The 13,672-nt window shown below is 72.2% G+C and carries 11 protein-coding genes; 3 read left to right on the top strand and 8 right to left on the bottom strand.

The genetic code is table 11. From position 1 onward, the window contains the following. The first annotated feature begins 295 nt into the window (after positions 1–295). A complete protein-coding gene (locus F8279_RS01345; RefSeq protein ID WP_151498845.1) occupies positions 296–1,261 on the top strand; it encodes a helix-turn-helix transcriptional regulator in 966 nt (321 codons plus the stop codon). Between the two features lie 96 nt (positions 1,262–1,357). Here F8279_RS01345 and katG read toward each other — a convergent pair whose 3' ends face one another. The 3 genes from katG to F8279_RS01330 form a co-directional block, all read right to left on the bottom strand. Further along, positions 1,358–3,634 carry a catalase/peroxidase HPI gene (katG, locus tag F8279_RS01340; protein WP_091417130.1) on the bottom strand — a complete coding sequence of 759 codons (2,277 nt, stop codon included), beginning with the start codon at positions 3,632–3,634 and terminating at the stop codon, positions 1,358–1,360. Then, complete coding sequence (locus F8279_RS01335) at positions 3,631–4,086, bottom strand: Fur family transcriptional regulator (RefSeq protein WP_091417126.1); 456 nt, start codon at positions 4,084–4,086, stop codon at positions 3,631–3,633. The genes katG and F8279_RS01335 overlap by 4 nt, the downstream gene beginning before the upstream one ends. 135 nt (positions 4,087–4,221) lie before the next feature. Next, the gene (locus F8279_RS01330) at positions 4,222–5,223 is read right to left on the bottom strand and encodes a glycoside hydrolase family 11 protein (protein ID WP_091417122.1); all 1,002 of its coding nucleotides are present in this window, start codon (positions 5,221–5,223) and stop codon (positions 4,222–4,224) included. 519 nt (positions 5,224–5,742) lie between these two features. Between F8279_RS01330 and F8279_RS01325 the strand changes: the two genes are divergently transcribed. Continuing rightward, positions 5,743–7,326 (top strand): ricin-type beta-trefoil lectin domain protein, encoded by a 1,584-nt coding sequence (locus F8279_RS01325; protein ID WP_151498844.1) that lies wholly within the window; start codon positions 5,743–5,745, stop codon positions 7,324–7,326. A 31-nt stretch (positions 7,327–7,357) separates the two neighbouring features. Here the strand turns inward: F8279_RS01325 and F8279_RS01320 are convergent, their stop codons facing one another. From F8279_RS01320 to F8279_RS01300, 5 genes are all read right to left on the bottom strand, one after another. Further along, on the bottom strand, positions 7,358–7,837 hold the full coding sequence (locus F8279_RS01320) for a hypothetical protein (protein ID WP_151498843.1): 480 nt from the start codon (positions 7,835–7,837) through the stop codon (positions 7,358–7,360). Positions 7,838–7,881: 44 nt separating this feature from the next. After that, entirely contained in the window at positions 7,882–9,495 is a 1,614-nt protein-coding gene (locus F8279_RS01315; protein WP_192580595.1) for a class I adenylate-forming enzyme family protein, read from the bottom strand. Between the two features lie 155 nt (positions 9,496–9,650). After that, the gene (locus F8279_RS01310) at positions 9,651–10,415 is read right to left on the bottom strand and encodes an ABC transporter permease (RefSeq protein ID WP_091418421.1); all 765 of its coding nucleotides are present in this window, start codon (positions 10,413–10,415) and stop codon (positions 9,651–9,653) included. Between the two features lie 23 nt (positions 10,416–10,438). Beyond that, positions 10,439–11,407 carry an ATP-binding cassette domain-containing protein gene (locus F8279_RS01305; RefSeq protein ID WP_151498841.1) on the bottom strand — a complete coding sequence of 323 codons (969 nt, stop codon included), beginning with the start codon at positions 11,405–11,407 and terminating at the stop codon, positions 10,439–10,441. An 85-nt stretch (positions 11,408–11,492) separates the two neighbouring features. Then, on the bottom strand, positions 11,493–12,653 hold the full coding sequence (locus tag F8279_RS01300; RefSeq protein WP_151498840.1) for a glycosyltransferase: 1,161 nt from the start codon (positions 12,651–12,653) through the stop codon (positions 11,493–11,495). Positions 12,654–12,724: 71 nt separating this feature from the next. Between F8279_RS01300 and F8279_RS01295 the strand changes: the two genes are divergently transcribed. Further along, a complete protein-coding gene (locus F8279_RS01295) occupies positions 12,725–13,663 on the top strand; it encodes a 3-oxoacyl-[acyl-carrier-protein] synthase III C-terminal domain-containing protein (protein WP_151498839.1) in 939 nt (312 codons plus the stop codon). Positions 13,664–13,672 lie beyond the last annotated feature (9 nt).

Here is a 13,672-nt window from a genome sequence, read left to right as displayed (position 1 = left end):
GCGCCCCACCAGGTTCCGGTAGCAACGGCGCGATCACCGCCCACGCCTCATCGGTCAACTCACCACGACGCACCACCGGCACATCGTCAACGATCAACCACTACATGATCGGCAGGACACGCCCTAGGCCCCTCAGCGCACGAAAGGCATGCCGCTGATCGCTTAGCGCAAAGTCCATTGATGGGATTGGGGATATCCAGGAATCCCATCAAGCAATAACATTCGGGAGATGAGATTCCTTCGCTCCCCGCGGTGACGACTTCCACTCCCCGGACGGACACGGCAGGGAGACGACGTGAGGCCCAGCTCCATCGTCAGCCATCACTTCAGGAGCCGGCGGCCGGACCTCATTCACCATTACCTCACCGAGGCGTACGGCACGCGGGGCATGCGCATCCGCGGGGGCGGCGGGTTCCGGCTCAGCCACCGACGGCTCAACGCCGGCTCGTTCCGGGTGGACCGGGTCGCGCAGTCGGGCGATCTGCGCATCGACGTCGAGCAACTCGACTCGGTGGTCGTCTGCCAGAGCACGAGCAGCATGGTGAGCCGCATCAGTGAGGGCGAACTGCATCCCTTCCGCCCCGGTGACGTGTTCCTGAACGCCCATCCGGGCCGTCCGTACCGCCTACGGTGGCGCTGCGGAGAGGTGCTGCTGGTCCAGCTGGACCCGGGCCTGCTCCAGCAGGTCGTCTCCCCTGCTCCCGGACGCCGGCCCGCGCCCATCCGGTTCACCGACCTCCAGCCGGCCTCCCCGGTTCTGGCCGAGCACTGGCGGCTCACCGCCCGCTACGTACGCCTCGCCGTGCTGGGCAACCCCGAGGCCGGCCGCCAGCCGCTGGTGCTCGCCACGGCGGCGCGCACCCTCGCGGCGGCCGCGCTCGCCGTCTTTCCCAACACCGCTCTGACCGATCCGACGCCGCAGGACCGCCGGGACGCCTCGGCGCCGGCGCTCCGCCGGGCCATCGCCTTCATGGAGGAGAACGCGCACCGTGACATCAGCCCGGCGGATGTCGCAGTCGCCGCCGCCGTGTCCGTACGATCCCTGCAACTGGCCTTCCGGCGGCATCTGGACAGCACGCCGGCCGCCTACCTGCGGCGCATCCGGCTGGAGCGGGCACACCAGGAACTGCGCATGAGCGATCCGAGACGCGAAACCGTCAGCCGGATCGCCACCCGATGGGGATTCCTGAGCCACAGCAGGTTCACCGCTCACTATCGGTCCGTATTTGGCATCCCACCGAGCCGTACGCTGCACGGCTGACCCGGCCGGACCTGTGCCGGGCGACCGGCCCCGGCAACGGGGCGAGCCCCGGCCCGTCGCGGCGCGACGGACCGGGGCTCGCTCAGATGCGGCGGATCAGGCCAGGTCGAAGCGGTCCAGCTCCATGACCTTCGTCCAGGCGGCCACGAAGTCGCGGACGAACTTCTCCCGCGCGTCGTCGCTGGCGTAGACCTCGGCCAGCGCCCGCAGCTGCGAGTTGGAGCCGAAGATGAGGTCGACCGCGGTGGCGGTCCACTTCACCTGGTCGGTCGCCAGGTCCCGGATCTCGTACACGTGCTCCTCGGACTCCGCCGCCTTCCACCGGGTGCCCGGGGACAGCAGGTTGACGAAGAAGTCGTTGGTGAGCACGCCGGGCCGGTCGGTGAGCACGCCGTGCGCGGCGCCGCCGACGTTGTTGCCGAGCGCGCGCAGACCGCCGACCAGCACGGTCATCTCCGGCGCGGTCAGGTTCAGCATGTACGCGCGGTCGATGAGCAGAACCTCCGGCTGGGTCTTCTCGCCCGGCCGCAGGTAGTTGCGGAAACCGTCGGCACGCGGCTCCATCACCCGGAACGACTCGACGTCGGTCTGCTCCTGCGTGGCGTCGGTACGACCCGCGTGGAACGGCACCGTCACCTCGACGCCGGCGTCGCGCGCCGCCTGCTCGACAGCGGCCGAGCCGGCCAGCACGATCAGGTCGGCGAGCGAGATCTGGGCGCCGCCGGCCGCGTTGAACTCCTGCTGGATGCCCTCCAGGGTGCTCAGCACGGTGGCGAGCTGCTCGGGCTGGTTGACCTCCCAGTTGCGCTGCGGCTCCAGCCGGATCCGCGCGCCGTTGGCGCCACCGCGCTTGTCGGTGGAGCGGTAGCTCGCGGCCGAGGCCCAGGCGGTGGAGACCAGCTGGGCGGTGGTGAGGCCGGACTCCAGCACCTTCGCCTTGAGCGCGGCGACGTCGGAGTCGCTCACCAGCTCGTGCTCGACGGCCGGTACCGGGTCCTGCCAGAGCTGGGCCTCGGGCACCCACGGGCCGAGGAAGCGGCTGACCGGACCCATGTCACGGTGCAGCAGCTTGTACCAGGCCTTGGCGAACGCCAGCGCGAACTCGTCCGGGTTCTCCAGGAACCGGCGGGAGATCTTCTCGTACGCCGGGTCGACCCGCAGCGACAGGTCGGTCGTGAGCATGGTCGGCTTGTGCTTCTTCGACGGGTCGTGGGCGTCCGGGATGATCGCCTCGGCGTCCTTGGCGACCCACTGCTTGGCGCCACCGGGGCTGGTGGTCAGCTCCCACTCGTAGCCGAAGAGGATCTCGAAGAACCGGTTGCTCCACTCCGTCGGGCGGTCGGTCCAGGTCACCTCGAGACCGCTGGTGATCGTGTCGCCGCCCTTGCCCTCGCCGTACGTGCTCAGCCAGCCCAGGCCCTGCGACTCCAGCGGCGCGGCCTCCGGCTCGGGACCGACGTGGCCGTCGGCGGGGCCGGCGCCGTGGGTCTTGCCGAAGGTGTGGCCGCCGGCGATCAGCGCGACGGTCTCCTCGTCGTTCATGGCCATCCGGCGGAACGTCTCGCGGATGAAGTGCGCCGCGGCGAGCGGGTCGGCGTTGCCGCGCGGGCCCTCCGGGTTGACGTAGATCAGACCCATCTCGGTGGCGCCGACGCCGGCCACCATCTCCTTCTCGGAGGAGTAGCGCTCGTCGCCGAGCCAGGCGTCCTCGGGGCCCCAGAAGATCTCCTCCGGCTCCCAGACGTCCTCACGGCCGAAACCGAAGCCGAAGGTCTTGAAGCCCATCGACTCCAGGGACACGTTGCCGGCGAGCACCAGCAGGTCGGCCCAGGAGATCTTCTGGCCGTACTTCTGCTTGACCGGCCAGAGCAGCCGGCGGGCCTTGTCCAGGTTGGCGTTGTCGGGCCAGCTGTTCAGCGGGGCGAACCGCTGCCCGCCGTCGCCGGCGCCACCGCGGCCGTCCTCGATGCGGTAGGTGCCCGCGGCGTGCCAGCTCATCCGGATCATCAGGCCGCCGTAGTGGCCGAAGTCGGCCGGCCACCAGTCCTGCGAGGTGGTGAGAACCTCGGCGATGTCCCGCTTGAGCGCCTCGACGTCGAGCTTGGCGAACTCCCTGGCGTAGCTGAACTCCGGGCCCAGCGGGTTGCCCTTGGAGGAGTGGGCGTGCAGCACCGACAGGTCGAGCTGGTTGGGCCACCAGTCGCGGTTGCTGCGCGGACGACCGCCGGTCTTCGGGGTCGGCGAGTCGATCGCCGGGTTCTCGCTCTCGCTGCCGTGCGCGGTCACGGAGTCGTGCGCGACCGGGCAGCCGGCCGCCTCCTTGGCGTCCACGCCCTGCGGGCTGACGGGCCGGTTGTCCTGGGTGTCGCTCATCTGTTTCCTTCCGAACTGGCGGATCGCTGGGCGGTACGGTCGGCCGCGCAGCCGGGGCAGGTGCCCCAGTAGACGACCTCCGCCTCGTCCACCACGAAGCCGTGGTCGTCCGAGGCGGTGAGACAGGGGGCGCGGCCGACGGCGCACTCGACGTCGGCGATGGCGCCGCAGGAACGGCACACGACGTGGTGGTGGTTGTCTCCCACCCTCGACTCGTAGCGGGCCGTGGCGCCGGCCGGCTGGATGCGCCGGATCAGCCCGGCGTCGGTGAGTGCCCGGAGCACATCGTAGACCGCCTGGTGGGACACGGTGGGCTGGTCGGCGCGGACCAGGGCGATCACCGTGTCGGTGTCGACGTGCGGATGGTCACGCAGCGCGGCCAGCACCGCCAGGCGGGGCCGGGTCACCCGCAACGAGACCGCCCGGAGCTGCGTCTCGAAGTCGGCCGTCATGCGACGACCTTAGTCCGCTCTTTTGGAATGAATCAAGTTTTTGCCCAGGTGTGTCGGCTGTCACATCAGCACACTCCGGGCACACGAAAACGGGGGTGCCGCGCCAGGCGCGGCACCCCCTCCCCGGAAGAGGGCTCAGGCGGCGGAACAGCTCGCCGTCGGTGTGTTGCTGTTGCCGTTCTTGTAGAGCGTGATGCCGAAGCTGTTGCCGTTGCCGTTCGGGCGTGCGGTGAGCGTGCCGCTGGTGCCGCTCACGGACGCGTTCCAGCTGTTCTGGAGGCTCTGCCCGCCCTGGGTCTGGATGCTGACCACCCAGTTGCTGGTGCCGCTGACCGAGAAGGTCACGTTGAACCGGTCGCTCCACTCCTCGGCCCGGCTGACGCTGACCGTGCAGCCACCGTTGTTCGGCGGCGGGGTGGTCGGGTTGCCACCGCTGGTCCCGCCGATCGTGATGTTGGAGTTGCCGCTGCTCTGGTAGCCCTCGGTGGCCAGGATCTGGTAGTCGTGCGAACCGAGGTTCATGCCGTAGCGCGACCAGGCGTCGAAGTGGTTGCCGGCGGTGATGGTGCCGCCCACGCGCTTCGACTGCCGGACGCTCCAGTACTGGTAGAACGTCCGCGTCCCCTCGATCGAGGGGGCGTTGACCCGCTGGGTGCGGTAGACGTCGTACGTGCCGCCGTCGGAGGACACCGAGCCCATGTAGCCGCTGCCCGGCGGGCGCCAGCTGCCCCAGCTGTCCACGATGTAGTACTCGACGAGCGGGTTGCGCGTCCAGCCGTAGAGCGTCAGGTACGCGTTGCCGGACGGGTTGAAGCTGCCGGAGTAGCTGACCGTCCGCCGCCCGCCCGGGTTCCAGCCCTTGCCGGCGACGAAGTTGTTGATGTTGCTCCACTGGGTGCTGTACTGACCGCCGTTGCCCATGGTCATGGACACGTTGCCACTGTCTTTCCAGAAGGAATAGAAGTAGCCGTTGTTGGTGCCGGTCGAGTTCGACGTGACGGTGGTGTCGGCGTAGGCCGGACCGGACGTGACCGCCGTCGCCCCGGCGGCGATCAGCGCCACGGCGCAGGCGCCGCCGAGGACCATCCTGAGGCGTCCGCGGCTGCGGATGCCCGTGCGGACGGGGGCGTCTTTCATGGACGGGTTTCCTCCCTGTGACGGCTGGCGGGCGGCCAGCCGGGTGGCGCGAGCCGCGGGTGCTCGCCCGCCCGCGGGACGGCGGGACCGGGGCGACAGCCGCGCCACGGTGGTGGTCGGACATCGACGTCAATCGAGATACGCCGATGGCCACAGTATTGGAGGCACGGTTCATCCTGTCAACAAGTTCCGGAAATGTTGTGGTAACCGCTCCGCTACCCCTGAACGGGCGTTGCGGCTGCCGGAAAGGGCGTCCGATCAGCGCGGACGAGGCGGCGGCAGTCGATCAGCCACCGTCTGAAGCGGCAAAATCCCGAAACTTTTCGGACTCGTTCCGGATCAAGACCGTCACCATCCGCCCGGGTACCGGCACGGCGGCGGCCGGACCGTCCACATTTGACGCCTCGCCGGTCGGTCGGTTCAATGACGGCCGGACCGGAGTCGGACCCGATTCCGGCCGGGTGAACCGAGGACGTCGCGTACCCGTCCGGCGTACGTCATCACCGGAAGGACCGCCCTGTGACAGCCGATGCCCCCGGCCCGCGCCCGCGGCCGCGCCGGATCCCACGCGGCGCGGCCGCCGCCGGCGCCGCCGGGCTGGCGGCGCTGATCCTTGCGGTCGCCGCCCTCAGCGGGACCGTCGCCGCCGCCCGCGACGACGCTCCGGCCGGCCGGAGCGTCTCCGCCGAGCACCTGACCGCGATCCGGACCGCGGCCCGCGCCTGCCCCGCGCTGACCCCGGCGCGGCTGGCCGGGCAGCTGATGGCCGAGTCGGGTCTGGACGCGCGGGCCGAGCGGACCGCGTCCGGCGGCCGCGGTCTGGCCGGCCTGGACGACGAGCGGTGGCGGACCTGGGCGCCGTGGCCGGACGCGCAGCGCACGGACGCGGCCGCCAACATCCTCGCGCTCGCCCACCACATGTGCGATCTGGCCGGGCAACTGCGCGCGGCAGCAGTCCCCGGCGCCCCGTGGCGACTGTCGCTCGCCGCGTTCCACACCGGTTTCGACGAGGTCCGCGAAGCCGAGGGGGTGCCCTCGGCAGCGGTCCCGTACGTCGACGAGGCGAGCCGGTACGCCGCCTACTACGGGCGGCAGGACGGCTTCGCCGGTACCGGCCCGGCGGGCGGCGAGAGCGAGCGCCGGCAGCCCAAGGCGGTCCCCGCCGCGTACGTGCGCCTGGTGGTACGGGCCGGCTCGGTGTGCCCGCAGGTGCCGCCGGCCACTGTCGCCGCGCAGCTCATGGCCTCCTCCGGCTTCGACCCGAACCTGCTCGGCGACGGCGGCCGCAAGGGCGTCGCCCAGTTCCGGCCCGAGCTGTGGCGTGCGTACGGGCCGTCCGGCGCCTCGCCGTGGGATCCGCAGGCGGCCGTACCGGCGGCCGGCGCCACGCTCTGCGCGCTGCGGCGGGAACTGGCCGCGCTCGACGGCGACCCGGACCTGCTGGCGCTGGCCGCGTACCGCAACGGGACCGACGCCGTACGCCACACCGGCGGCGACTTCGACGCCGGGACGCAGGCGTTCCTGCGCACGGTCCGGGAGTTCGCCGACTTCTACGCCCTCGACGGCCGGCTGCGCGGTACGCCCGCGAGTTCCGGCGCACCCGCCACCCGGACGCCCACGGCGAAGCCGCCGTCCTCGTCGGTCACGCGCCCGTCCACGCCGACGCCGACGGCGGGCACGTCGAAGGAGCCGGAGAAGCCGCCCGCACCGGTCCGTCCGGCCGGCACGAAGCAACTCGTCGGCAAGGAGACCGGCCTGTGCGCGAGCGGCGGCAGCGGGGACGGCGTACGCGTCGTGCTGCGGGCCTGCCGGGAGGAGCGTTCCCAGTGGTGGACGTTCGCGTCCGACGGCAGCGTCCGGGTCGACGGCGGCCTCTGCCTGGACGTGGCCTGGGGCGAGAAGCGCGACGGCGTACCGGTGCAGACCGCGTGGTGCAGCGGCAACCCGGCGCAGAAGTGGGAGTGGATCGAGAGCCAGGGCCGGCGCTCGCTGTTCAACCGGGCGACCGACCGCTGCCTGGACGTCGACGGCCACGCCGCGGGCGCGCCGCTGAACGCCTGGACCTGCGTGTTCAACGTGAAGCAGACCTGGTCGCTGCGCTAGCGGCGCGACCAGGTCTGCCGACCGGGCGGGGTCAGGGAGTCGAGCCCAGGACCAGCCCGAACGCCCCGCAGCAGACCACGCCGAGGACGGCCAGCAGGACCAGCATGACGCTGTAGTTGGACCACAGGCCGAACCGGGTGACGTCGGTGCCGTACCCGTCGTAGACCCGGTTGCGCCATCCGCCGAAGCGGAACGCGAGGTGGTGCGCGGCCCCCGGCTGCACCGCGAGCGTCGTGGTGACGAGCGGGACGCCGACGAAGTCGGTGTACCGGACGTCGTGCGAGCCGGCCGGCACCGCGACGTGCCAGGTCCCCTCGCCGGGGATCGCGACCACCTGGCGGTCGATCTTGAAGCGGCTGGTCACCGGCACGGGGATCAGGTACGGCCCGCGGTTCACCGAGACGACGAGCACGCCGCAGCCGGGCGGCGGGGTGATCGGGTGCGGGTAGGCGATCAGCGGGCTGACGCCGCCGGGCATCGGCGGGTACGGCTGCGAGGGGAGGTAGGACACGGCTGGATTCTGGCACGGCTCCGCCAGCCGTCGATCTCCCCCGGTCAGCCCGCGCCGGGCGCTCCGGCGTCGGCCAGCAGCCGCTGTCGCATCAGGAACTTGCGGACCTTTCCGGTCGGCCCCGTGACCACGTCGTCGTCGGGGACCGTCACCACCCGGCGCAGCGTCACGGCCACCGCCGGCCCCAGCGCGGCCCGGACCCGGTCGGTCCGGTCGTGCGCCGGGTCGGCGTCGGCGGCGAGCAGGAGCAGCACGTCGGTGACTGTCGCGCCGTTCTCCCCCGTCGCCGCGAGCACGGTGCAGTCGCGGACGTCCGGGCAGTGCCTGAGGATGCGCTCCTCGGACAGCGCGGTGTACAGCCAGGTGCCGCCGCCCAGGTCGACCGCGTCGCTGGCCCGGTCGACGTGGTGGTAGTCGCCGGCCGCGTCGCGGTACATCAGGTCACCGGTCAGGTAGTAGCCGCCCAGCCGGGTGCGGTACGTGGTGACCGAGTCGTTCCAGTAGCCGAGCGCCAGCGTCGGCGACTTGAGACCGACGTGCCCCACCTGCCCCGGCGGGACCTCCTCGCCGGTGTCCACGTCGAGCAGGGCGATCTCGGCGAACGGGTACGGCCTGCCGACGCAGCGGTCGTACCGGTCGCTGCCGAGCCGGTGGGTGATCCGGAACGCGCCGTGCCCCATCTCGGTGGAGCCGAGCATGTCGACGAACTTGGAGCCGGGCACGTCGACCATGCCGTCGCGGGTGTACGCGGGGTGACTGCCGACCGCGACCAGCCGGCGTACGTGCGCCTCGTGCGCGCAGTCACCGGTGTTGAACCAGTTGCGCACCGAGCTGAGGTCGCGGGTGGTGAGGTCGACCCGGGCCAGCTCGGACCAGGTCACCGCGAAGCCGAAGACGCCGGTGGGACGCCACCGCTCGATCGCCTCCAGGATCGTCTCCGCGCTGCGCTCGAACGGGCCGCCCTGCGCGGACAGGCACAGCAGCTGGTAGCCGTTGCAGAGCGCCTGGTTGAGCGTGATGATGCCGGCGGCGTGCGCGGCCGGCAGCGCGGACATCTCCCGCACCTCGCCGTACGGCCGGGACTCGGTGAGCCGGACCGCGCGAATGGCGGCGAACAGGCCGTGGTGCGAGTGGACGATCGCCGCCGGTACCCGGGTGGTGCCCGAGGAGTGGGTGATGACCACCGGGTCCTCGGGGTGGTGCCGGTGGTGCGGCGGCGCCTGCGCCGGGTCGCCTGTGCCGGTCTGCGCCGCGTCGCCGAGGATCTCCACGCCGAGGTCGTGCTCGGCCAGGGCGGCGTGGTCGGCGTCGACCAGTACCCCGGCTCCGCGCAGCCGCCTGATGAACTCGGCCGCCAGCGGGATCGGCATGTTGCCGTTCATCAGCGCCGGGATCGCGCCGAGCCAGGTCAGCGCCAGGAAGTTGAGGAACACGTCGGGCGCGGAGGTCACGTACACCGCGACCGGGTCGGCCCGGCGGACGCCGCGCGACCGGAACCAGGCGGCCCGGGCCGCGACCCGGTCGGTGAGCGTCGCCAGCGACAGCGGCGTCCAGGCGGGGATGCCGTCGACGTCGGCGTCGAACGTCACCCGGGGCGTCTCCATGTCGGCGCCGTGCTCGGCCAGCCGGAGCAGCACGTTGCCCGCGCCCAGCTCCATGTCGGCCGCCAGCGTCGCCCGGAAGTTGTCGGCACCCAACTCGTCGCCTCCTCAGCTGACACGCGTCACGGCCGCGCCCCGTACCGGCCGCCGAGCGGGGACACGATCAGGCTAGAGCGCCCGCCACGCTGAGACAATGGTCGATGTACGCGCGGTCATGAGACGTCGCGGTTGAACAGGTGCGACGACCAGAACAGACTGGCGGCGGCCAGCCCGGACATGATGAGCGCGCCCTGCCACACGACGGTCTGGGTGATCTGCCCGGCGAACAGCGCCCGCATGCCGTCGGTGGCCCAGGCGAACGGGTTCCACACCGCGACCCGCTGGATCCACATCGGCGCCAGCACGAGCGGGATGAGCACGCCGGCGAGCAGCGACACCGGCTGCCCGACGGTGTTCACCAGCACGCCGAGGCTGTTCTCGTTGCGCACCAGCAACGCGATGTCGTACGAGATCGAGGTGCTCAGCAGCACCATCACCGACAGCAGCGCGTACGACACCAGCAGGTTCGCCAGGTGCACGCGCAGGCCGAACGGCAGCGCCACCAGCGTGACGACGACCGCCTGCACCACGTTGAGGCACACGTGCATCAGCGCGCGGCCCAGCAGCAGGCCGGTACGGCTCACCGGCGTCACCCGGCACCTGTCGATGATGCCCGCGCGCAGCGCGCTGAGCAGCCCGTAACCGGCGAACAGGCCGCCGAACAGACCCATAGCCACGAACAGGCCCGGTACGTAGATGCGGTACGCGTCGGCGTACGACGAGGCGCCCCGGTCGACCATCACCACCTTGAGGAACGGCGCGAAGAGGATCAGGTAGGTGATCGGCTGGGCCAGGCTGAACGCGACCATCACCGGGTTGCGCACCATCAGGCCGACCTCCTGCTGGAAGATCAGCCAGGTGTCGCGGACGAGCTTCACGCCGTACTCCTCTCGGCGGCCGGTCACTCCGCGAGCGACCGGCCGGTCTTGGCCAGGAACACGTCGTCGAGGCTGGGCCGGCGGGCCTCGATCGCGCCGGGCTCGATGCCCCTGTCGTAGAGCGCCCGCATGATCTGCGGGATGGCCGTGGCGGCGCTGTCGACGTAGAGCCGCAGCGTGCCGTCGACCGGCTCGGCCGCGTGCACGTACGGCGCCTCGGCCAGCAGCTTCGTCGCGGCCGGCAGGTCCCCGGCGGCGCCGTCGGTGGCGGCGAAGTCGATCGCGACCACGTCGCCGGAGATCTCTCGTTTGAGGTCCGACGGCGTGCCCTCGGCCACGATCCGTCCGGCGTCGATGATCGAGATCCGGTCGCAGAGGCTGTCGGCCTCGTCCAGGTAGTGCGTGGTGAGGAAGATGGTCATGCCCTCCTCGCGCAGCCGCCGCACCTCCTGCCACATCCGGACCCGGCTGGGCGGGTCGAGCCCGGCGGTGGGCTCGTCCAGGAACATGACCCGCGGCGAGTGGATGACGCCGAGCGCGACGTCGAGGCGGCGGCGCTGCCCGCCCGAGTACGTCTTGATCTTGCGGTCGGCGAACTCGTCGAGCTGGAACGCGCGGATGGCCCCGACGGCCAGCTCCTGCGCCACGGACTTCGACAGCCCGTGCATCCGGGCCTGGAGCACCAGGTCCCGCCGGGCGGTGGAGTCGTCGTAGGTGCCGCTGGCCTGCGCCACGAAGCCGATCCGCCGCCGGACCTGCGCGGGTGAGCGCAGCAGGTCGACACCGGCGATGGTGGCCGCTCCCCCGCTGGGCCGGATCAGCGTGGCGAGCATCCGCAGCGTGGTGGACTTGCCCGCGCCGTTCGGGCCGAGGAAACCGACGATCTCGCCGCGCCGTACCGCGAAGTCGACGCCGCGTACCGCGTCGACTGTGGTGGCGCCCCGCCCGCGCCCGACCCGGAAGGACTTGCGAAGGCCGGTGGCCTCGATCATCGAGCCTCCTCGTGCGGCACGACGCCTGCGCGGGTGCGTCAGGTCAGGCTAGTTCGGCCCCGACGGTTGGACAACGGTCGATGCGTCAGGCGTCGGGAGCCGTCCGTGCCAACGCGGCGAGGTGCGACGCCGCCGCGCGGGCGCCGCCGGCCGCCGCGAACGACTCCCCCACCCGGCGCGCTCCCGTCCGGTACGCCGGTTCGTCGAGCACCGCGCTCAGCGCGGCGGTCAGCTCCGCCGGGGTCGCCGAGTGGAAGGAGACCTCCCGGCCGGCGCCGGCCCGGCGTACCTGACGCGCCACCTCCGGGTGGTCGTGCCGGATCGGCGCGACCACCACCGGCACGCCGTGGGCCAGCGCCTCGGAGACCGTGCCCAGCCCGCCGTGGGACACCAGCGCGTCCAGCCGGGGCATCAGCTCCAGCACCGGCACCCGGGGCACGACGAGCACGTGCGGCGGCGGGTCGGGCACCAGGCCGGCGCCCGCGGTGAGGATCACCTGGATCCGGTCGGCGAGCGGCACGGTCGCCGCCGTCATCCGCCGGTAGAAGTCGGCGGCCAGGTGCTCGGCCATCGTCCCGACCGTGACGAGCACATGCCGTCGGCCGGGATCCCACACCTCCCAGGCGAACGCGGGCGCGTTCGGCCGCCGTCCCAGCGCCGGCCCGGTGAGCACGCAGTGCGGCGGCAGCGGCACCGGGCCGGTCAGCGCCGTCGTGGTCAGGCCGATCACGAGGTACGGCGAGAAGCGCAGGTCGATCGTCTCGTCCACCGGCAGGTCGGTCATCGCCCACACCCGGGCGACCTGGGCGTCCACCCAGTCGGTGAACTCGGGCATCTCCTCGGTCGGCGGCGTCAGCTCCAGCATGCCGACGCAGAACGTCGCCCACGGCAGCCGGCGGCGGTGCGCGGCCAGCGCGCCCGCGAGCGCGTACTGGTCGGCCACCACCACGTCCGGCCGGTACCGCTCGACCGCCGCGTCGGCGGCGTCGCGGACGAAGCGGTTGGCGGGCAGCACGTGCCCCTCCCAGAGGCTGCGCACCGAGGCCGCCCCGGACGCGCCGTCGGGGCGGTAGTAGCGCTTGCCGGTGGGGAACAGCGTGGCGTCCGGGCCGACCAGCGGGTGCAGGTCGCTGCGCGGCCCGACCCAGGCCACCTCGTGCCCGGCCGCCTCCAGTTCCTGGGCGATGGCGACCGGGGCGTGCAGATGGGACTCCACCGGCAGCACGACGAACAGGAAGCGAGCCACGTCGATATGATCGCACGCGCGTTGACATCCATCGGCGTCACTGATCTGATCCGTGACGTGACGGTACGCGCATGACGGCGATCGACGCCGTCTCGGTGTTCCTGCCGCAGCGCCGGGTGCCGGTCGAGAGCCTGGCCGTGCCGCTGGGCCTCAGCGACATGCAGGTCCGCCTGTTCCGCCGCTTCCACGGCCTGACCGAGGTCCGCCGCGACCCCGGGCTGTCCCTGACCGACCTGCTGCTGCGCGCCGCGGCCGGCCTCACCGCGCTGTCCACGCTGCGGCGGCGGGTGCGGTTCGTGGTGTACGGGCGGGCGTTCCCGGTGGTCACCCCCTATCCGGTCAACCCGCTGCACGAGGTGTGCCGCACGCTCGGGCTGGGCCACGCGCTCGCGTTCACGCTCACCCAGCAGTCCTGCGCGAGCGCGTTGGCCGCGATCGACGTGGCCGGGCGGCTGCTCGCGTCCGAACCGGACACGCCGGACGGCCCACCGCTCGCGTTGGTGCTCACCGGGGAGAAGGCGTTCACCCGCGACGCCCAGTTCATCCCGGAGACGTCGGTGTTCAGCGAGGGCTCCTCGGCCTGCCTGCTCAGCGCCGGTGGCGGCCGCGACCGGCTGCTCGCGTACGCCTGCCACCAGCGGGGCGAGTTCGACGTCGCCGGCGGCGAGTCCCCGGCGCGGTTCCAGCGGGCGTACCGGCCGGCGCTGGCCGAGGTGATCGGCCGGGCGCTGGACCGGGCCGGGATCGGGCTGTCCGAGCTGCGGCTGGTGCTGCCGCACAACGTCAACCTGATGACCTGGAAGCGGCTGTGCCGGTTGATCGGGCTGCCGCTGGACCGGGTGCTGCTGGACAACGTGACCGACACCGGCCACGTGTTCTGCGCGGACGCGTTCGTCAACTACCGCACCGCCCGGGAGCGCGGCCTGCTCCGGCCCGGTGACCGGTACCTGGTCGCGGCGGTGGGCGCCGGGGACGGCGCGACGTTCGCCGCCATGGTGTTCGAGCACTGACCGGCGTAC

It is taken from the genome of Micromonospora sp. AMSO1212t (genome assembly GCF_008868145.1).
Lineage (GTDB): Bacteria > Actinomycetota > Actinomycetes > Mycobacteriales > Micromonosporaceae > Micromonospora > Micromonospora tulbaghiae.
The sequence above is the reverse complement of the archived record's forward strand: the minus strand, read 5'-3'. Positions and strand labels throughout refer to the sequence as shown.